Raw genomic sequence first — 18,566 nt, forward strand, 5'->3', positions numbered from 1 at the left:
TGTCGGTGCAGTCTCCGTCGTGGTGCGTGCTCCGTGCGAGGTCGGTCAGGGGGTGACGTTGCGCGGGTCGCGCTCGTCCGCCAGAACCGGTCCGGACTTCACCTGCTCGCCCGGCAGCCTGGCGGCGAGGTGCGTCAGGTCCCGCTCCACGCCGTTCGCCGGCGCGGCCGTGGCGATGCCGAGCGTCAGCACACCCGCGCCGGCGAGTGCGGTCAGAGCCGTCTTCGTACGCAGTGCGATGGAACGCATGGTGTATCCCCCAGGAAGACAGGATGAGACGGATCGTGATCCGGCCGCCGGGCTCTCCCCGACGTCGTGACCGATGCTCTTGAAGAACGATCCCCATGCCGTCCCCGCTGGTTCCCGTACCAGGTCAGGCCCCCGGTACTCCCGGATTCAAGCGTTCCTCCAGTGCGCCTCCAGTGGCTCTCGAGTGCCTTTACGCGGCTTTCCGGGCGAAGAGGAAGGCCTGCGGAACCTTCTCTTCGAGCCGCTCCTCGGGTTCGCGGACCGTGCGGGAGAGCAGGGTGAAACCGGCGGCCGTGAGCAGCTGCGCCATGTCGTCCGGGCGTCGGCGGAGGAAGTCCAGCGTCACCGGATGACCGAAGGGGCGCTCCAGCCGCCGGGGCTCGTCCCCGGCCTGGAAGGCGAGCAGGAGATGGCCGCCGGGCGCGAGGACCCGGTGGAACTCGGCGAAGAGCGCCGGGAGTCGGTCCGTGGGGGTGTGGATGGACGAGTACCAGGACACGACACCGGCGAGCGAGCCGTCCGCGAGGTCGAGGTCCAGCATCGAGCCCCGCTCGAACCGCAGTCCGGGATTCTCGCGCCGGGCGACAGCCAGCATGGACGCGGACAGGTCGAGTCCGAAGATGTCGAGCCCGAGCGAGGCGAGCCGCGCGGTGGTCCGCCCCGGCCCACACCCGAGATCGGCCACCGCACCACCGGGTCCCACCAGCCCGGCGTACAGCCCGAGCAGCGCCCGCTCCAGCGGCCGGTGGGTCAACTCGGCCTGGAAATGGTCGGCGTAGTCGTCGGCGATGGCGTCGTAGAAGGTGCGTGTGGCGCTCACGAAGTCTTGCGTGTCGGTCATGAGGGGGCACGATAGGGGGAGTCACTGACAAGCGAGGCGGGGGCCGGGCGGCGGCGAGCCGGGTGGGCGAAGACCTCAGGCGACCCCAGCCACCCGCAGCAACGCCGTAGCCGCAGCCGCCCCCACGACCACCACGACGAACGGCGCCTTTCGCCAGGCCAGCAGGACTCCCACCAGCACCCCGGCCGGCCGGGCCCACCCCGCGAACCCGCCGCCCTCGGTCAGCGCACCCGTGGCCAGCAGGGCGACCAGCAGGACCACCGCCCCGGCCGAGGCCAGCTCCTGCACGCGGGCGGGTATCTCGACCCGCCCGTGCAGCACCGGCCCCACCAGCCGGAAGGCATACGTGCCGACGGCCAGGGCCAGGATCACGAGGACCGTGGCGTTCATACGGAGGCCTCCTTCCGGGCCGGCCCCCGGTGCAGGAAGAGCCCGGCCAGAGCGACCAGCACCGGCACCCCGGCCGGTACGGCGGGCGTCACGGCCAGCGCCAGCGCAGCGCCGAGCAGGGCGCACCGCCGTACCGTCGCGTCCGCGCGCAGCGCCGGCAGGACCAGGGCGGCCAGCACGGCGGGGAAGGCGGCGTCCAGGCCGTAGCGGGCGGTGTCGCCGAGTGCGCCGCCGGCCAGCGCGCCGGCCAGCACCCCGATGTTCCACACGGCGAACAGCCCGAGCCCGGAGATCCAGAACGCCCGCCGCTGCCGTACCGGATCGTTCTGGGCGAGGGCGAAGGCGACCGTCTCGTCGGTGACGAGGTGCGCGCCGAGGAAGCGGGCCGCTCGGCTCGTGCCGAGGATCTCCGCCACGGCCAGGCTGAACGCGGCCGTGCGGGTGTTGAGCAGCAGCCCGGTGGCCGCGGCGGCCACCGGGCCGCCCCCGGCGAGCAGGACGCCGACCGCGCTGAACTGGGCCGATCCCGCGTACACCAGCACGGACATGAGCACCGGCACCCACAGCGGCAGCCCGCCGGCGACGGAGACCGCTCCGAAGGAGACGCCGACGATGCCGCTGGCCAGCCAGACGAGCGAGCTGTCACGGACCAGGGACCGGTCGTCGGCCGGGCCCGATGTCTGAGTTGTTCGTTGTACCGAACGCATGTTTCCTACAATGGACAGCAGACCGCCTGTCCGTCAAGGCGAACGATCGTACCGATGGAGCGAACGAGTATGGCTGAGCCGCCTCCCCGGCCCCCCGACCGGCTGTCGATGGAGTGGATCGCGGCGTCCCTCAAGCGCGAGCGCGCCCGCACCGGGCTGTCCCTGTCCGAGCTGGCCAAGCGCGCCGGGGTCGCGAAGTCCACGCTGTCCCAGCTGGAGGCGGGCGGCGGCAATCCGAGCGTGGAGACCATCTGGGCGCTGGGCGTCGCGCTGGGAGTGCCGTTCAGCGTGCTGGTGGAGCCGCCGACGCCGGCCGTCCAGGTGATCCGCGCCGGGCAGGGCCCGGGGGTCGCCTCCGAGCAGGCCAGCTTCGTCGGCACCCTGCTGTCCGCGAGCCCGCCCGGGGCACGCCGGGACATCTACCGCATCCGTGCGGAACCGGGCTCGGCCCGCGCGGCGGAGCCGCACATCCCGGGCACGGTGGAACACCTGATCGTCGGCACGGGGCGGGTGAAGGCGGGGCCGGCCGGAGAAGAGGCCGAACTGGACCCGGGTGACTACATGACGTACCGAGGGGACGTCGCCCACTCGTACGAGGCGCTGGTGCCGGGCACGACGTTCATCCTCGTCATGCAGCACGTGTAGAGAATTCGCCGTGAATTCATCCGGGGCCCGGACCGAAAAGGCAGGAGCCCCGTCGCCGGAACGGCGCGGGGCTCCTTGGGTACTGCACTCAGGTTCTGCGATCAGGCTGTGATCAGGCGGGGGTGACGTTCTCCGCCTGCGGACCCTTCGGGCCCTGCGTCACGTCGAAGGAGACCTGCTGGTTCTCCTCGAGGGAACGGAAACCCTGCGCGTTGATCGCGGAGTAGTGGACGAAGACGTCGGGGCCGCCGCCCTCCTGGGCGATGAAGCCAAAGCCCTTTTCGGCGTTGAACCACTTCACGGTTCCGGTAGCCATAAGCCCTCCTTGGGCTCAAAAGGGTTGCCCTGCTCCAGAACCTGCAAGTGCGAAACGGTGCTGCACGACTGCATATGTCTGAAAACGACGAGAGCCCGCGGTCACATGCTCCGCAGGCTCTGTACTGCAAGGGAAACCAAACTGCAACTTGCGGCGAGCCTAGCACGCGGGCGGCGGAATGCAATAGAGGCCAAGATCACTTCACCCGGATGTTTGAACGTCTGCTAGTCCGTTCGACGGCGGGGTCGGTCCGGGGCCGTACCGGGCGGGGTCTAGTCTCGCGATGTGGACAATTCTCGCACCCGGCCGCGCGTCGGCCACATCCAGTTCCTGAACTGCCTGCCCCTTTACTGGGGGCTCGCGAGAACCGGCACGCTCCTCGACTTCGAGCTGACCAAGGACACCCCGGAGAAGCTCAGCGAGCAGCTCGTGCGCGGCGATCTCGACATCGGTCCGATCACCCTCGTCGAGTTCCTGCGCAATGCCGACGACCTCGTCGCCTTCCCCGACATCGCCGTCGGCTGCGACGGCCCCGTCATGTCCTGCGTGATCGTCTCGCAGGTCCCCCTCGACCGCCTGGACGGCGCCCGGGTCGCCCTCGGCTCGACCTCCCGCACCTCCGTCCGGCTCGCCCAGCTGCTGCTCCAGGAGCGCTACGGCGTCCAGCCCGACTACTACACCTGCCCGCCCGACCTCAGCCTGATGATGCAGGAGGCCGACGCGGCCGTCCTGATCGGCGACGCGGCGCTGCGCGCCAACCTGCTCGACGGCCCGCGCTACGGCCTCACTGTCCACGACCTCGGGCAGATGTGGAAGGACTGGACCGGCCTGCCGTTCGTCTTCGCGGTCTGGGCGGCCCGCCGGGACTACCTGGAGCGCGAGCCGCTCATCACCCGCAAGGTCCACGAGGCCTTCCTCGACTCCCGCAACGTCTCCCTGGAGGAGGTCGGCAAGGTCGCCGAACAGGCGGCCCGCTGGGAGAACTTCGACGAGGCGACCCTGGAGCAGTACTTCACCACCCTCGACTTCAGCTTCGGCGTCCCGCAGCTGAGTGCCGTGACCGAGTTCGCCCGCCGGGTGGGCCCGTCGACCGGCTTCCCGGCGGACGTGAAGGTGGACCTGCTGCAGCCGTAAGCGGGCGTCACTACGCTGCTGCCCAGGAGGCGTTGAGGGGGAGTGCGCCATGCTGGAGCTGGAAGCCGACGAGCCGGCCACCGTCGGGCCCTACCGGCTGCTCGGCCGGCTCGGCTCCGGCGGCATGGGCCGGGTCTATCTCGGCCGCAGCGCGGGTGGCCGGACCGTCGCCGTGAAGACCGTGCATCCGCACTTCGCGCTGGACGACGAGTTCCGTGCCCGTTTCCGGCGCGAGGTGGCGGCCGCCCGCCGGGTCGGCGGCGCCTGGACCGCGCCGGTCCTGGATGCCGACCCGGACGCCCCGGTGCCCTGGGTCGCCACCGCCTACGCGGCCGGCCCGTCCCTCGCGGCGGCCGTCACCGGCACCGGCCGGTTGCCCGCGCACACCGTACGGGCCCTTGGCGCGGGCCTCGCCGAGGCGCTCGCGGGCGTCCACGCACTGGGACTCGTCCACCGGGACGTGAAGCCGTCCAACGTCCTGCTGACCCTGGACGGGCCGCTTCTGATCGACTTCGGCATCGCCCGGGCCACGGACGGTACGGCGTCCCTGACGTCGACCGGCGTGTCGCTCGGCTCCCCCGGCTACATGGCACCCGAGCAGATCCTCGGCAAGGGGGCCACGGGCGCCTCCGACGTCTTCTCCCTGGGCGCGGTCCTCGTCCACGCCGCCACGGGTGAACCGCCCTTCCGTGGCGACTTCTCGGCCGCGCTGCTCTACCAGGTCGTACACGAGGAGCCCGAACTCGGCACAATGACCGGTCAGTTGCGGGAACTGGCGGCGACCTGCCTGGCCAAGGACCCGTCGTCCCGGCCGACCCCACGCGAACTGGCCCATCACCTGGCCCCCGAAGGCGCCGCCCGCCTGATCACGGGCGGCTGGTTGCCGGGCCCCCTGGTGGAACAGGTCAGCCGCAGCGCCGTACAACTGCTCAATCTGGACACGGGGGAGACGGTGCGCTCAGGGCCGGTGGGGTTCGCCGGCCCTTCGGTGAGCGGGCCCTCGGAGCGGGGTTCCGGGGAACCGACGTCGCGGCCCGGTGCGTTCGGAGCCCCACCGGTGACGGTTCCGCCCACGGCGCCGCCGCCCGCAGCGCCTCCCGCCGTACCCGCCCGGCGGGACGCGCCGCCGCACGGCAAGGTCAGTGTCAGCGTGGCCGCCACGGCCACCCAGGCGGAGAGCGGCCGGGGGCGCAGGGTGAGCTGCACGGTGGCGCTGGCGGTGGCCGGTGCGCTCGCCGTGGCCACCGTGGGGCTGGGCGCCCTGCTGCGGCCGTGGCTGGACGGCGGCCACAGCGACGCGGGCAGCCGTGGCAGCGGTACGGCGCACTCCCCGGCGCCCAGCGCCGACCCCGGCGCCACCTCCGGACCGTCCGGACCGGCGTCCGTGCCCTCCCGCTATCTCGGCACCTGGCAGGGCCGGGCCACAGCACTGGACGGCAACCTGCCCATCGGCACCTTCCGTCTGACCGTCCACCCGGCGGGCGTGGGCGAGGAGTTGGGACGTCTCGTCCAGACCGACCAGCTCGGCGGGGTGTGCACCGACATCCTCACGCTGAAGCAGGTGACGCCGGCCAGGCTCCTGGTCACCTCGACGGGCGCCAAGGGCAACCACGAGGGATGCGATCCGTCCCCGCACCAGATCGAGTTGACGCCGGTCGGCGACGACCTGACGTACACGTCCGACAGCCAGGCGGAGGGCAATCCGGTCTCGCGGATGTCGAAGGCGGGCTGAGGGACCGGCATCCGGGTGTCGCTCCGATCCTCTCCTCGTCCACTCGCCCCCGCCACCTTTCCCGTCCCCGCGGTGATTACTGTGTCCCAGGCCGGCGATCACCGCCGTACGCACGACGGGGAAGGACGGGGTAGTCCCGCCATGGAGACACTGCAGCCTGACGATCCATCGGAGTTGGGCGGCTATCGCATGCTGCGCAGGCTCGGCGCCGGCGGCATGGGCCGGGTGTACCTGGCCCGTTCACCGGGCGGTCGTACCGTCGCCGTGAAGGTCGTCCGTCCCGACCTCGCCGCCGACACCGGCTTCCGTGACCGTTTCCGGCACGAGGTCGAGATCGCCCGGGCTGTCTCCGGCCACTACACCGCCGCGGTCGTGGCCGCCGACCCCGACGCACCGTTGCCGTGGCTGGCGACGTCGTACGTCCTCGGCCCCGACCTGACCGACGTCGTCGCCGCGCACGGCCCGTTGCCCGAACACACCGTGCGGGCGCTGGGCGCGGGCCTCGCGGCCGCCCTCCAGGAGATCCACGCCGCGGGGCTCATCCACCGCGACCTCAAGCCGTCGAACGTCCTGGTGGCCGCGGACGGCCCCCGCGTCATCGACTTCGGCATCGCCCGGGCGGTGGACGGCAACCGGATGACCCAGACGGGAGTCGTGGTCGGCTCGCCCGGCTACATGCCCCCGGAGCAGGCGCTGGGCAAGGACGTCGGCCCGGCGGGCGACGTCTTCTCGCTGGGCGCCGTCCTCGCGTTCGCGGCGACCGGCCGTACCGCCTTCGGCGAGGGAGCCGTCTCGCACGCGGCGCTGCTCTACCAGGTCGTCCACGGCGAACCGGACCTCACCGACACCCCGCGCCCGCTCCTCGGCCTGATCCGTGCGTGTCTGCAGAAGGACCCCGCCGACCGCCCCACCCCTGCCGAGCTGGCCTCCGCCCTGGTCCCGCAGGGCGTCGAGGGCGTCCTGAGCGACTGGCTGCCCTCGGCGGTGGCCTCCACGATCGCCACCCACGCGGCCGGCATCCTGGACCTGGAGGCACCGGAGCCGCAGCCGGGCAGGGCAGCGCCGGGATTCGGCCCGGCACCGGCGATGCCGGGCGCCCAGGGGATGCCTGCGGCGGGACCGGCGGCTGCGGGGTACGGCTACCCGCCCGCGGCCCCCGCACCGGGCTACGGCTCGCCCGCGGCTCCCGCACCGGGCTACGGTCATTCGCCTGCCGGTCCGTCCGTACCTGCCGCGGGAGCCGGCCCGGAGCCCGCCGCCGTGCGGCTCGGCAGCGCCGGTCCCGAGACCGCCCCGACCCGCCGCCGCGCCCTCTCCCTCGCCCTCGGCGGTGCCGTCGCCGTCGCGGCCGTCGGCGGAGGGACGGCCTGGTGGTTCGGGCGGGGCGGCGGCGCCGGCGGCGTGGGGACCGACGGCAAGCGCCACGACGGAGCCTCGGCCGAGCCCGCCGCCGACGACTTCACCACCCCGCCGGCCGGCGTCGCCCCGCAGCCCCTGTGGCGCCAGAGTGTGTCGAGCGACGACGTCAGCATGGAGGTGCCGCTCCTCACCTACGACGGTCTGCTGCTGGTCAGCGGTGATCCGCTGGTGGCGTACGACGTGAAGACGGGGAAGAAGCGCTGGTCCAAGCCGGACGTCTGCCGTGTCGCCGCCCAGCTGTTCTGCCACGACGGCAAGCTGTTCCTGATGGACGGCGAATACGACGGCATCCTGATCGCCTACGACATCAAGACCGGCCAGGAGGTCTGGCGCAGTCGGCTGGACAAGCAGGTGGACATCCAGCGCACGATCGGGATCGACGACGAGAACGTCTACGTCACCCTGTCCGAGTCCGGCGAATCGAAGAGCGCCACCGAGTACCGCACGGCCATCGCCGCGATCAGCCACACCACGGGGAAGACGGTGTGGCTGCAGAAGCGCGACTGGGGCACCGACGAGTACGAGGTCCAGGGAGCCGTCTACGGCAAGCGTCTTCTCTACACCGACTCCCGCTACAACCTCACCGTGCGCGACACCGCCACCGGCCGGCAGCTGTGGACCAAGAAGATCGGGGACAAGTGGAGCTGGATCCCCACGGTCGCGGACGGGCTCGTCTTCCTGCCGGGTGAGCAACTGACGGCCGTGGACGTCGAGACGGGCGACACCCGCTGGACCCTGTCCGCCAACGGGCGGCGCAGCTTCTACAACCCGACCGTCATCGACGGTGTGCTCTACGTCGGAGACTTCGACCGGGGCGTCTGGGCGGTCGACCTCAAGACACGGAAACGGCTGTGGCTCTGCGACCAGCCCAACAGGGGAGCGCAGACCTTCGTGAAGTCCGGGACGACGCTGTACGGGGCCGGTGACGAGCTGGCCGGCGGCGTCGCCGCCATCGACGCCCGTACCGGCAGGATCCGCTGGACCTTCGCCGACACGGACGAAGCCACCGGCACCTGGCAGATCGCCCTCGCCGGAGACCGGTTGATGGTGGCGAACGGGCCGCAGATCTATGGCATGCCGGCCGTGTGAGGGCGGGAACCTCGGTGGGCCCGCTGCCCGGCGGCACGGGCTGAAGGGAGGCAGTACGGGTGCAGATCGCCCAGATCCGGGTGAGTGACGTGCCGCTGTGGGCCGTCGCCGCGCTGTGGGGCGCGGCGGCAGGAGGGCTGCTGCCCAGGGCCGCGTACCGCTTCGCCGTCCCGGCGGGGGAGCGCTGGCGAGATCAGTGCTCGCGGGGTCACGCGCTCCGGGGCTGGCTCGGACCGGCGCGCTGCGGGGAGTGCGCGCGGGGTGGCGCACGAGGTGGCGCGCGGGGTGGTGCACAAGGTGGCGCGCGTCTTTCCGCGCCGCGGTACGCGGCCGAGTCGTCGCATGCGCGTCCTGCCACGCCGGCCGCCACCGCGACGGCGGCTCCCTCCGGCCCTCTCCTCTCCATCGCCACCGCCCTGACCTGCGCCGCCCTCGCCGCCGCCACCGGCACCCGGCCGGAACTCGCGGTCTGGCTGCTGCTCGCGCCCGTCGGGGTACTGCTGGCCGCGATCGACTTCCGGGTGCAGCGGCTGCCCGACCCGCTGACCCTGCCGCTCGCAGCGGCCGCCCTCGTCCTGCTGTGCCCCGCCGCCTTGCTGCCCGAGCACGCCGGCCACTGGCTCGGCGCGCTGTACGGAGCCCTGGCGCTCGGCGCCGGCTATTTCGTGCTCTTCCTCGTCAACCCGGCCGGCATGGGCTTCGGCGATGTGAAACTGGCCGTCGGCATGGGCGCGGTACTCGGCTGGTACGGCTGGTCCACGCTCCTGCTCGGCGCCTTCGCCGGTTTCCTGCTCGGCGCGTTGTACGGCGGTGCGCTCGTCGTCGCCCGGCGCGCGGGGCGCAGGACGGCGATACCGTTCGGCCCGTTCCTGCTGGCCGGGGCCCTCGCCGGGCTGCTGATCGGCGCGTACGCGGCCTGACGTCTGCCGGGCGGAACGCCTGGCGTAGGCTGGCCCGGTCTGTCCACAACCCTTGACGAAAGGGACGCCCTGGTGACCGAGAAGGCCGACCTCCAGTCTGTCCTCGACCGTGCCGCCGCCGGTGGGCGGATCACTCCCGAAGAGGCCCTCGTCCTCTACCGGGACGCCCCGCTGCACGCGCTGGGCGCCGCCGCCGACGCCGTACGCCGCCGTAAGTACGCGGGCATCGAGCACATCGCGACGTACATCATCGAGCGCAACATCAACTACACGAACGTGTGCGTCACGGCGTGCAAGTTCTGCGCCTTCTACGCGGCCCCCAAGGACACCGCCAAGGGCTGGACCCGCGACCTCGACGACATCCTGCGCCGCTGCGCCGAGACCGTCGAGCTGGGCGGCACCCAGATCATGTTCCAGGGCGGTCACCACCCGGACTACGGCGTCGAGTACTACGAGAAGCACTTCAAGGCCATCAAGGACGCCTTCCCGCAGCTGGTGATCCACTCGCTGGGCGCCTCCGAGGTCGAGCACATGGCCCGGATCAGTGGTGTGTCGGTCGAGGAGGCCATCACCCGGATCCACGAGGCGGGCCTCGACTCCTTCGCCGGCGCCGGCGCGGAACTGCTCCCCGAGCGCCCCCGCAAGGCCATCGCGCCCCTCAAGGAGAGCGGCGAGCGCTGGCTGGAGATCATGGAGACCGCGCACAAGCTGGGCGTGGAGTCCACCTCCACCATGCTGATGGGCACCGGCGAGACCAACGCCGAGCGCATCGAGCACCTGCGGATGATCCGGGACGTCCAGGACCGCACGGGCGGCTTCCGCGCGTTCATCCCGTACACCTACCAGCCCGAGAACAACCATCTGAAGGGCCGTACCCAGGCCACGCTCTTCGAGTACCTGCGGATGATCGCCATCGCCCGGCTGTTCATGGACAACATCCAGCACATCCAGGGCTCGTGGCTCACCACCGGCAAGGAGGTCGGCCAACTGTCGCTGCACTACGGCGCGGACGACCTCGGCTCGATCATGCTGGAGGAGAACGTGGTCTCCTCGGCCGGCGCCAAGCACCGCTCCAACCGCCTGGAGATCATCGACCTGATCCGCAAGGCGGGCCGTGTTCCGGCGCAGCGCGCCACGACGTACGAGCACCTCGTCGTGCACGACGACCCGGCGAACGACCCCCTCGACGACCGCGTGGTCTCCCACATCTCCTCCACGGCCATCGAGGGCGGCACCGCCCACCCCGAGCTGAAGCTGCTGACGTCCAACTGACGCCGCCGTGCTGACGATTCACGCCGACTCCAGGGGCGATGCCGTCGCCGTCGAGGGCGAGCTGGTCGCGGCCGTCGGGTCCCTGGAGGAGCTGGCCGCCGGGTACCCGCACGCGCGCGTGCGTACCTGGCCCGGCATCCTCACGCCCGGTCTCGTCAACGCCCACGGCACGGAGCTGCTGGAGGAGGCGTACCACCCGGACCCCCGGGAGGCCGACGACCTCGGCACGGAGCCGCTGACCGGCGACGCGCTCATCGCGCTCGCGCTGGACGACACCCGCTGGGGCGCGAGCGCCCGGCGTGGGGTGCAGCGGATGCTGGCGCACGGCACGGTCGCGGCCGCCTGCGATCCCTTGCGCAACCGCGCCGTTCGGGACGCCGTCCAGCGCACCGGACTGGTGGTCACCGGCCGCGCCCGCCGCCCGGCCGGTATCCCGTCCCTCGACCCGTTCGCCGCCGGGGTCGCGGTGGCGTCCGTGCCCGCACCCGTCCGCGGCTCGGCCGCCCGCTTCGCCGTCTTCGACGTTCGCGACGAGGCGGAGCTGGCCGAGCGGGGAGCGGGGACGTGCGTGGCGACGGTGCTGGCGGGCCGCTTGGTCTTCCGCCGCCGCTGACCCCTCGGGGCGCCGCTTCGGGCGGCTGCGGCGGCCGCCCGAAGCGGCCTGCCTCAGCCGGCGAAAGCCTTGCCGAACGCTCCCGAACTCTGGTGCACCCCGCTGCAGTTGGTCGCGGCGTCGTCGGACGTGGAGTCGTCGTCCTCGCACTGCCGGTCGCGGAAGGAGGACCACATCGACACCCAGGCGATCTCCTTCTCCTTCGCGAACGTCCGCACCTGCGCCGCGTCGGAGAGCGTGAACGTCTCCCGGGCCACGTCGTTGACCCCGATCATCGCGGTGAGCGCGATGCCCCGCCACGCGCCCGCGTCAGACAGCCCGAAGACCTTCTTCAGCTGGGCGTGCGCGGCCCCGGCGGAGGTGATGGCGTACTCGCCCATGTCCCCGGTGTACGACTCGCCGTAGTTCATGGTCATCAGGTTGGGCACTCGCGCTGATCAGGGTCGTCACGTACCACACCTTCGGCTGGGCCTGGTGCGGCATGGCCTTCCCCTCGATGGGCATCATGTTCGCCCTGGCCGGCACCCTGATGGCCAAGTCCCTGGAACGCCCGGCGCTGAAGGTCGTGCAGAGCAGACTCAGAAGACTCCTGCCGCCCTTCTGGTTCTGGGGCCTCTTCGTCGTCCTCGCGATGCTGGTCCACGACTGGATGCCCGGCTGGCAGATCGTCTACTGGGTCGTCCCGCTCGGCGATCCCCCGGGCAACGCGTGGGGCGAGCAGGCCTGGGAGATCCTCTGGTACCTGCGCACGTACCTCTGGTTCGTCCTGCTCTCCCCGGCCCTGCTGTGGATCTTCCGCAGGTCCCGCGTCCCGGTCCTGCTCCTGTCGCTCGCCCCGATCCTGGTGCTGACCTTCCTCTGGCCGGGCCCGGCGGGCCGCTTCGGCAGCGCCCTGTGGGACCTGTCGACATACCTCTTCTGCTGGATCCTCGGCTTCGCCCACCGCGACGGCCCGCTCCGGCGGACGAAACCGGCCCCGGCACTCCTGCTCTCCCTCGCGGCGATGGTCTACGGCGCCTGGTACGCCTTCTCGCACCAGGCCGACTTCGGCACCTACGACCTCGACGAGAACCCCCTCGCGCAGGCCTTCTGGTCGGCCGGCTTCGTCCTGCTGCTGATGTGGGCGAAGGCGTACTTCCGTATCGACTTCGCCTGGCTGACCCGCTTCCGGCGCCTCGACCGCACGGTGACGATCTTCAACGCGCGCGGTGACGATCTACCTCTGGCACGAGATCGCCCTGATCCTCGCCGTCCCGCTGATCGACCGGTTCTGGAACGTGCCCGCCTTCGAGACGTACCTGCCGCTGGACAGCCAGTGGTTCATGTTCGGCATCGGCTGGATCCTGATCGCCGCATTCGTCCTGGCGTGCGGCTGGGTGGAGGACGTGGCCGCCGGGAAGAAGCCGCGACTGATCCCGGGAGGCCCTGCTGCAACAATGGGCGGGTGACCCGCGCTTCCCTGAACAAGCAGCCGCACGAAGTCGCCTCGATGTTCGACGACGTGGCGGAACGGTACGACCTGACGAACGACGTGCTGTCGCTCGGCCAGGACCGGCGCTGGCGCAAGGAGGTGGCGAAGGCGGTCGACGCGCGCCCCGCGCAGAAGATCCTCGACCTCGCGGCCGGTACGGCCACCTCCTCGCTGCCTTTCGCGCAGAGCGGCGCGTACGTCGTCCCCTGCGACTTCTCCGTCGGGATGCTCCGGGCCGGCAAGAAGAAGCACGCCTGGCTGCCGTTCACGGCCGGGGACGCCACGAAGCTGCCGTTCAAGGACGACACCTTCGACGCCGTGACGATCTCCTTCGGGCTGCGCAACGTCCAGGACACGGACGTGGCGCTGCGGGAGATGTACCGGGTGACCCGCCCCGGCGGCCGCGTGGTGATCTGCGAGTTCTCGACCCCGACGTGGACGCCCTTCCGCACCGTCTACACCGAGTACCTGATGCGGGCCCTGCCGCCGGTCGCGCGTGCGGTGTCCTCCAACCCGGACGCGTACGTCTACCTCGCCGAGTCCATCCGCGCCTGGCCCGACCAGCCCGCCCTCGCCGAACGGCTGCGCAAGGCGGGCTGGTCGAAGGTGGCCTGGCGCAACCTCACCGGCGGCGTGGTCGCGCTGCACCGGGGCTTCAAGGAGAGCTGAGCCCCGGCAGGGCCTAGCGGTCGATCATCTCGAAGGCGTCCCCCGGCTCGCCGAGTTCGCGCCGCACCCCGCCCGTCGGCGGCCGTGGGATGCGTGGCTCGCGCACGCCCCCGCCGCCCTCGCCCTCACCGAAGTCGAACCACACGTACACCATCGAGTCCGGCGGCACCTCGGCACCGGGCTGCGGATACTGGCGTACGACGTAGTCGACAACGGTGAGGTGGAAGTCCGGGCGGTCCGGCGCGTTGAGGAACAGGCCCCGCGCCCGGGCCGTTTCGCGCGCGTCCACGGCCATCAGTCCGACCAGCCGTGGCACACGCACTTCGGGTGTATTGGGTGTTATGCGCACAGATGTCACCCCCAGCGGTACTGGAAGGGTAACTCCCGCGCGCTCCAGCCGGAAGGCGCCGGTGTCTTTCCGTAACAGACAACTACTCTGCGTTATCAGGGGTGTCGGGGACGTCGGGGTGGTCGGAGCGGGGAGCGAGGGTGAGCCGGAAGCAGAGCGCCGACTCGTCCAGTGTCGGGTGCGGATAGCTCTCCGCGGGCTCCATGCCGAGCCGCCGGGCCACCGCGATCGACCGCTCGTTGCCCGGCCGGACCATCGCCACCACCTCCTTCACCCCGGCCGCCCGCACCCGTCGCAGCGTCTCGCGCGCGGCCGCGGTGACGTACCCCTTGCCCCAGTGCGCCCGGCCGAGCCGCCAGCCGATCTCTGTCTCGCCGACCGGGCCCCAGCTCGGGCGCCAGGGCTGGGCGCCGGTGAACCCGATGACCTCGCCGGACTCGTCGAGCATCGTCCACAGGCAGAAGCCGCGCTCCGCGTCGTGCCGCCGCTGGCGCGCGGTGAGTTCCTCGTAGACGGACAGGGCCGCCGGCCTGCCCCCGTAGAACTCCATGACCTCGGGGTGGCCGAAGACCCGGTGCCAGGCGACCGCGTCCTCGTGTGTGGGGACGCGCAGCCGTACCGCGGGGAGAGGTCGGTTCACAGGGCAGCCCTTCAGCCGGGTGATCAATGCTGCTGAATAGACTGCCCATGTCCAGTGCCGGTCGGCACGCAGATTTCCAACCTTGGGGAGAACCCGCCGTGACCGAGCCCCTCTCCGACCACACCGCCGATGTGATCGTCGTGGGCGCGGGGCCAGCCGGCTCCACGACCGCGTACCACCTCGCCAAGGCCGGTCTCGACGTCCTGCTCCTGGAGAAGACCGAGTTCCCGCGCGAGAAGGTGTGCGGCGACGGCCTCACCCCGCGCGCGGTCAAGCAGCTCGTCGCCATGGGCATCGACATCTCCGAGGAGGCCGGCTGGCTGCGCAACAAGGGCCTGCGCATCATCGGCGGCGGTTCCCGCCTCCAGCTGGACTGGCCGGATCTCGCCTCCTACCCGAACTACGGACTCGTCCGCAAACGCGACGACTTCGACGAGCAGCTCGCCCGCAACGCCCAGAAGGCCGGCGCCCGCCTCCACGAGCGCTGCAACGTCTCCGGGCCGGTCATCGACGACCGCACCGGCCGCATCACCGGTGTCACCGCCAAACTCGGCGAGGAGAAGCGCGAGGTCACCTTCCACGCGCCGCTCGTCGTCGCCGCCGACGGCAACTCCACCCGCCTGTCCCTCGCGATGGGCCTGCACCGCCGCGAGGACCGCCCGATGGGCGTCGCGGTGCGCACCTACTTCACCTCGCCCCGCCACGACGACGACTACCTGGAGTCCTGGCTGGAGCTGTGGGACCGCCGCGGCGCGCAGGACCGGCTGCTGCCCGGCTACGGCTGGATCTTCGGCATGGGCGACGGCACGTCGAACGTGGGTCTCGGCGTGCTCAACACCTCCGCCGCCTTCAAGGAGCTGGACTGGCGCGAGATCCTCAAGGCCTGGTGCGCCTCCATGCCCGAGGACTGGGGCTACACCCCCGAGAACATGACGGGCCCGATCCGCGGCGCCGCCCTGCCCATGGCCTTCAACCGCCAGCCGCACTACACGCGCGGGCTGCTGCTCGTCGGCGACGCCGGCGGCCTGGTGAACCCCTTCAACGGCGAGGGCATCGCCTACGCCATGGAATCCGGCCAGATCGCCGCCGACGTCGTCGTCCAGGCCCACGCGCGGGCCACGCCCGCCCAGCGGGAGATCGCCCTGCAGCGCTACCCGCGCGTCCTCAAGGACACCTACGGCGGCTACTACACCCTCGGCCGCGCCTTCGTGAAGCTCATCGGCAACCCGAAGGTCATGCAGATCGCCACCCAGCGCGGCCTCACGCACCCGATGCTGATGAAGTTCACTCTCAAGCTCCTCGCGAACCTCACCGACCCCACGGGCGGCGACGCGATGGACCGCGTCATCAACGGTCTGAGCAGGGTGGCCCCGAAGGCGTGAGCCCCTCCTGGCTCCGGCTCAGCTTCTCGGCACGGGCGGCCCGGCGGGCGAACACCTCGTCCCGCCGGTCCGCCATCTGCCGCAGCGCGTCCTTTTTCTCCCGCTTGGAGAGCCGGTCCAGATAGATGTGCCCATAGGTGTGGTCGGTCTCGTGCGCCAGACAGCGGGCGAAATACCCCGTGCCTTCCACGACGAGCGGCCGGCCGTCCTTGTCCTGCCCGCGCACGACGGCCCGGTCCGGCCGCGGTACGGCCAGCACGGCGCCCGGCACCGACAGGCAACCCTCGCCCTCGTCGATCAGACGACGCCCGGCCGAGGCGGACTCCAGCACAGGATTGATGATGTGTCCGACATGCCGGATTCCTTCATCATCGGGGCAGTCGTATACGAAAAGGCGTAGATCGACGCCCACTTGATTGGCCGCCAGCCCCGCTCCCTCGGCGACGTACATGGTGAGGAACATGTCGTCGATGAGCGCGGCGAGGTCGGGTCCGAACTCCGTGACGTCCCGGCACGGCTTGTGCAGGACCTCCTCGCCGACCTCGGTGATCCGGCGCACCGCGCCACGCCCGGCCTCGGGGGCGTGACGGGGGTAGTAGTCGGCGGGGCTTCCCTGGACGAACACGCGTGGCATCGCGCTGTCTCCTCGACTCGTGGACGGGCCGCCGCACGGCGGCCCGTCCACGAGCATGTCAGGGAAGTCCGGCCCGGTGTGCCGGTAATGACGCAAGGGCCGCTGCCCTCGAGCGGCTGCGGCCCTGTGCGCGTGAGAGACGCGGGGTGCGCTCAGAGCACCCGCACGGCGCCGCTCGGCGGGTCGTACGACAGCGGGTGCTCCCCGACGCCGCTGGACGGGTTCTGCGCGCCGACGAACATGCCGCCGCCCACGTACACCGCCACGTGGTAGGCGCTGCCCGCGCTGCCCCAGTACAGGATGTCGCCCGGCTGGAGGTCGCTCAGCGAGACCTGGGTGCCGGCGGTCGACTGGTCCTGGGAGACGCGCGGCAGGCTGACGCCCACCTGCTTGAAGGCCGTCTGCACCAGACCGGAGCAGTCGTAGGCGGAGGGGCCGGTGGCGCCGGAGACGTACGCCTTGCCGATCTGCGCCTTGACGAAGTCGATGACGGCCGCGGCCGAACCGGTCGCCGAGGACGAGCCGGTGGAGGTCGAGGAGGAGGGCGAGTCGGTGGAGGTCGAGGCGGAGAGCGTCGTGCGCTCCGCGTTGCGCGAGGCGCGCGCGGCGGCCTCCTTGCGGGCGGCCTCCTCGGCCTTCTTCTTGGCCTCGGCGGCCTTCTGCTTCGCCTCCGCGAGGTCCGACTTGGCCTGCTTCGCGGCCTTTGCGGCGGCCGCGTCGCGGTCGGCCTGCAGCTGGTAGTTCGCGGCGGCCTGCTGCGTGGCGTCCGCGGACTGGGCAGCCTGCGCCGCCAGATCGGCCGTCAGGGTGGGCAGTTCGAGGGTCTGCGTCACCGGCTCGGCCGCGTTCGCCGAGCCGGACGCCCCGGCGACTGCCAGGGTTCCGAGGACGCCACCGGCAACTCCGGCCCGCATCGCGAGGGTCGACGCGCTGCGGCGGGGCTTCCGGTGGCTGCGTATGTGAGCGGTGTGGGACATGGGAACAACCGGTATCAGGGGCTCCTTCATATCTTCAAGAAACGTGTGCTGCGCCACAGTTGCTCAATCGAGACCATGAATCCCGGGCGTGTCGCTCTTTATTGACGCCGTAACGGACATTGCGGACTATGGCGATCAAGCCCTTGATCACGCTCTTTGATCATTACGTCCGAATTGCCCCCCGCCTACCACTGGTTGAGATGGTTGGCCAAGCCCGGTTCTCAGGGGTCTCTCATCAATGTGGCGGAGGTCACGGAACGGTTACCGGAAGGGTGGCGTCCCGTGCGCGAGGAGCTCGTGAACCCGTGCACGCGTCCGGACCTCCGTCCACATCGCACCCCGCGCTCCCTCTGATGTGTGAATGCGCTCCTTTACCAGGGGTCCCTGTCCGGCGCCAATTTGCATGCAAGTGAAGTCTCTTGATATTGAGACGCCCCCTCCGGCCTGCGGTGACTATCCAGAATGTCACTTCTAGTGATCAACTGAACGCTTCGCGTATGAAGATCACTCATCATCCGACTTCATGATCCTTCGTCAGGTGGTGGAGATCACAAAGCTTGTGTAATACCCCGTGTCGCAGATCACAGAGCGGCGGGCATAAGATGCGAGGCAGTTGGGCTTGTGACCTGCTTCACATGTTCTCGATCTTCGCCCGGGACGAGCGGGGCTCGTGGGACCGGTGAGGCGGGTGTGGGCCCTGTGCAACCGCCAGCAGTCAGCGCCGACTGAGAGGAGCGAGGAGCGGTGAACGCGTATGCGCCCATCCTCGTACTGGGAGCCCTCGGGGCAGGCTTTGCGATCTTCTCCGTGGTCATGGCCACGCTGATCGGTCCGAAGCGGTACAACCGCGCCAAGCTCGACGCCTACGAGTGCGGCATCGAGCCGACCCCCACGCCGGCCGGCGGCGGGCGCTTCCCCATCAAGTACTACCTGACGGCGATGCTCTTCATCGTCTTCGACATCGAGATCGTCTTCCTCTACCCCTGGGCCGTCACCTTCGACGCCCTGGGGATTTTCGGGCTCGTGGAGATGCTGCTCTTCGTGCTCACCGTCTTCGTCGCGTACGCGTACGTCTGGCGGCGCGGCGGCCTGGAATGGGACTGAGGGGCCTTTAAAG

The 18,566-nt window shown here is 71.0% G+C and carries 19 protein-coding genes and 2 pseudogenes; 11 read left to right on the plus strand and 10 right to left on the minus strand.

The annotated features are described in order from the left end of the window. Positions 1 to 45 precede the first annotated feature (45 nt). The 4 genes from ADK64_RS02700 to ADK64_RS02715 all read right to left on the minus strand — a co-directional run bounded on the left by ADK64_RS02700 (position 46) and on the right by ADK64_RS02715 (position 2,187). Positions 46 to 249, minus strand: a complete 204-nt coding sequence (locus ADK64_RS02700; RefSeq protein WP_053654520.1) for a hypothetical protein — start codon at positions 247 to 249, stop codon at positions 46 to 48. Between the two features lie 190 nt (positions 250 to 439). After that, the gene (locus ADK64_RS02705; protein WP_053654521.1) at positions 440 to 1,090 is read right to left on the minus strand and encodes a class I SAM-dependent DNA methyltransferase; all 651 of its coding nucleotides are present in this window, start codon (positions 1,088 to 1,090) and stop codon (positions 440 to 442) included. A gap of 75 nt (positions 1,091 to 1,165) precedes the next feature. Beyond that, complete coding sequence (locus tag ADK64_RS02710; RefSeq protein WP_053654522.1) at positions 1,166 to 1,480, minus strand: AzlD domain-containing protein; 315 nt, start codon at positions 1,478 to 1,480, stop codon at positions 1,166 to 1,168. Continuing rightward, the gene (locus tag ADK64_RS02715) at positions 1,477 to 2,187 is read right to left on the minus strand and encodes an AzlC family ABC transporter permease (protein ID WP_053654523.1); all 711 of its coding nucleotides are present in this window, start codon (positions 2,185 to 2,187) and stop codon (positions 1,477 to 1,479) included. The genes ADK64_RS02710 and ADK64_RS02715 overlap by 4 nt, the downstream gene beginning before the upstream one ends. A gap of 69 nt (positions 2,188 to 2,256) precedes the next feature. Here ADK64_RS02715 and ADK64_RS02720 point away from each other — a divergent pair, with 69 nt between their 5' ends. Next, on the plus strand, positions 2,257 to 2,832 hold the full coding sequence (locus ADK64_RS02720) for a helix-turn-helix domain-containing protein (RefSeq protein WP_053654524.1): 576 nt from the start codon (positions 2,257 to 2,259) through the stop codon (positions 2,830 to 2,832). A gap of 112 nt (positions 2,833 to 2,944) precedes the next feature. Here ADK64_RS02720 and ADK64_RS02725 read toward each other — a convergent pair whose 3' ends face one another. Next, positions 2,945 to 3,148 carry a cold-shock protein gene (locus ADK64_RS02725; RefSeq protein ID WP_053654525.1) on the minus strand — a complete coding sequence of 68 codons (204 nt, stop codon included), beginning with the start codon at positions 3,146 to 3,148 and terminating at the stop codon, positions 2,945 to 2,947. Between the two features lie 285 nt (positions 3,149 to 3,433). On the opposite strand from ADK64_RS02725, the gene ADK64_RS02730 reads away from it, so the two are divergent. From ADK64_RS02730 to ADK64_RS02755, 6 genes are all read left to right on the plus strand, one after another. Further along, positions 3,434 to 4,282, plus strand: a complete 849-nt coding sequence (locus ADK64_RS02730; protein ID WP_053654526.1) for a menaquinone biosynthetic enzyme MqnA/MqnD family protein — start codon at positions 3,434 to 3,436, stop codon at positions 4,280 to 4,282. A gap of 49 nt (positions 4,283 to 4,331) precedes the next feature. Further along, the gene (locus ADK64_RS02735) at positions 4,332 to 6,014 is read left to right on the plus strand and encodes a serine/threonine-protein kinase (protein WP_053654527.1); all 1,683 of its coding nucleotides are present in this window, start codon (positions 4,332 to 4,334) and stop codon (positions 6,012 to 6,014) included. A gap of 141 nt (positions 6,015 to 6,155) precedes the next feature. After that, entirely contained in the window at positions 6,156 to 8,522 is a 2,367-nt protein-coding gene (locus ADK64_RS02740; RefSeq protein WP_053654528.1) for a protein kinase domain-containing protein, read from the plus strand. Positions 8,523 to 8,581: 59 nt separating this feature from the next. Continuing rightward, positions 8,582 to 9,442, plus strand: a complete 861-nt coding sequence (locus ADK64_RS02745) for a prepilin peptidase (protein ID WP_234384440.1) — start codon at positions 8,582 to 8,584, stop codon at positions 9,440 to 9,442. A gap of 72 nt (positions 9,443 to 9,514) precedes the next feature. Further along, entirely contained in the window at positions 9,515 to 10,714 is a 1,200-nt protein-coding gene (gene mqnC / locus ADK64_RS02750; protein WP_053654529.1) for a cyclic dehypoxanthinyl futalosine synthase, read from the plus strand. Positions 10,715 to 10,721: 7 nt separating this feature from the next. Further along, positions 10,722 to 11,327: an imidazolonepropionase-like domain-containing protein gene (locus tag ADK64_RS02755; RefSeq protein WP_053654530.1), complete on the plus strand. Its 606-nt coding sequence runs from the start codon at positions 10,722 to 10,724 to the stop codon at positions 11,325 to 11,327. Positions 11,328 to 11,380: 53 nt separating this feature from the next. Here ADK64_RS02755 and ADK64_RS02760 read toward each other — a convergent pair. Then, positions 11,381 to 11,749, minus strand: a pseudogene (locus ADK64_RS02760) (hydrolase); the annotation flags it as partial. Positions 11,750 to 11,751: 2 nt separating this feature from the next. Between ADK64_RS02760 and ADK64_RS42400 the strand changes: the two are divergent. Both ADK64_RS42400 and ADK64_RS02765 read left to right on the plus strand, forming a co-directional pair. Next, a pseudogene (locus ADK64_RS42400) lies at positions 11,752 to 12,775 on the plus strand (acyltransferase family protein); the annotation flags it as partial. Then, positions 12,772 to 13,467 carry a demethylmenaquinone methyltransferase gene (locus ADK64_RS02765; RefSeq protein ID WP_053654584.1) on the plus strand — a complete coding sequence of 232 codons (696 nt, stop codon included), beginning with the start codon at positions 12,772 to 12,774 and terminating at the stop codon, positions 13,465 to 13,467. The pseudogene ADK64_RS42400 and the gene ADK64_RS02765, both read left to right, overlap by 4 nt. Before the next feature lie 13 nt (positions 13,468 to 13,480). On the opposite strand, the gene ADK64_RS02770 is transcribed toward ADK64_RS02765, so the two are convergent. Together ADK64_RS02770 and ADK64_RS02775 are read right to left on the minus strand one after the other, a co-directional pair. Then, complete coding sequence (locus ADK64_RS02770) at positions 13,481 to 13,789, minus strand: PASTA domain-containing protein (RefSeq protein WP_078992457.1); 309 nt, start codon at positions 13,787 to 13,789, stop codon at positions 13,481 to 13,483. Between the two features lie 109 nt (positions 13,790 to 13,898). Then, the gene (locus tag ADK64_RS02775; RefSeq protein WP_053654586.1) at positions 13,899 to 14,456 is read right to left on the minus strand and encodes a GNAT family N-acetyltransferase; all 558 of its coding nucleotides are present in this window, start codon (positions 14,454 to 14,456) and stop codon (positions 13,899 to 13,901) included. A gap of 47 nt (positions 14,457 to 14,503) precedes the next feature. Here ADK64_RS02775 and ADK64_RS02780 point away from each other — a divergent pair, with 47 nt between their 5' ends. Then, positions 14,504 to 15,838 (plus strand): geranylgeranyl reductase family protein, encoded by a 1,335-nt coding sequence (locus ADK64_RS02780; protein ID WP_053654531.1) that lies wholly within the window; start codon positions 14,504 to 14,506, stop codon positions 15,836 to 15,838. On the opposite strand, the gene def is transcribed toward ADK64_RS02780, so the two are convergent. Further along, the gene (def, locus tag ADK64_RS02785; RefSeq protein ID WP_053654532.1) at positions 15,804 to 16,472 is read right to left on the minus strand and encodes a peptide deformylase; all 669 of its coding nucleotides are present in this window, start codon (positions 16,470 to 16,472) and stop codon (positions 15,804 to 15,806) included. The two genes, ADK64_RS02780 and def, sit on opposite strands and share 35 nt — an antisense overlap. A 152-nt stretch (positions 16,473 to 16,624) precedes the next feature. Continuing rightward, on the minus strand, positions 16,625 to 17,449 hold the full coding sequence (locus ADK64_RS02790) for a C40 family peptidase (RefSeq protein WP_078992458.1): 825 nt from the start codon (positions 17,447 to 17,449) through the stop codon (positions 16,625 to 16,627). A 744-nt stretch (positions 17,450 to 18,193) separates the two neighbouring features. On the opposite strand from ADK64_RS02790, the gene ADK64_RS02795 reads away from it, so the two are divergent. Continuing rightward, entirely contained in the window at positions 18,194 to 18,553 is a 360-nt protein-coding gene (locus tag ADK64_RS02795) for an NADH-quinone oxidoreductase subunit A (protein ID WP_053654533.1), read from the plus strand. Positions 18,554 to 18,566 lie beyond the last annotated feature (13 nt).

The organism is Streptomyces sp. MMG1121 (assembly GCF_001280015.1).
Classification (GTDB): domain Bacteria; phylum Actinomycetota; class Actinomycetes; order Streptomycetales; family Streptomycetaceae; genus Streptomyces.

Coding starts and splice junctions, on each gene's coding strand:
- ADK64_RS02715 (WP_053654523.1), bottom strand. CDS start 2,187: ATGCGTTCGGTACAACGAACAACTCAGACATCGGGCCCGGCCGACGAC.
- ADK64_RS02720 (WP_053654524.1), top strand. CDS start 2,257: ATGGCTGAGCCGCCTCCCCGGCCCCCCGACCGGCTGTCGATGGAGTGG.
- ADK64_RS02780 (WP_053654531.1), top strand. CDS start 14,504: ATGTCCAGTGCCGGTCGGCACGCAGATTTCCAACCTTGGGGAGAACCC.
- ADK64_RS02740 (WP_053654528.1), top strand. CDS start 6,156: ATGGAGACACTGCAGCCTGACGATCCATCGGAGTTGGGCGGCTATCGC.
- ADK64_RS02700 (WP_053654520.1), bottom strand. CDS start 249: ATGCGTTCCATCGCACTGCGTACGAAGACGGCTCTGACCGCACTCGCC.
- ADK64_RS02705 (WP_053654521.1), bottom strand. CDS start 1,090: ATGACCGACACGCAAGACTTCGTGAGCGCCACACGCACCTTCTACGAC.
- def (WP_053654532.1), bottom strand. CDS start 16,472: ATGCCACGCGTGTTCGTCCAGGGAAGCCCCGCCGACTACTACCCCCGT.
- ADK64_RS02735 (WP_053654527.1), top strand. CDS start 4,332: ATGCTGGAGCTGGAAGCCGACGAGCCGGCCACCGTCGGGCCCTACCGG.
- ADK64_RS02710 (WP_053654522.1), bottom strand. CDS start 1,480: ATGAACGCCACGGTCCTCGTGATCCTGGCCCTGGCCGTCGGCACGTAT.
- ADK64_RS02790 (WP_078992458.1), bottom strand. CDS start 17,449: ATGTCCCACACCGCTCACATACGCAGCCACCGGAAGCCCCGCCGCAGC.
- ADK64_RS02725 (WP_053654525.1), bottom strand. CDS start 3,148: ATGGCTACCGGAACCGTGAAGTGGTTCAACGCCGAAAAGGGCTTTGGC.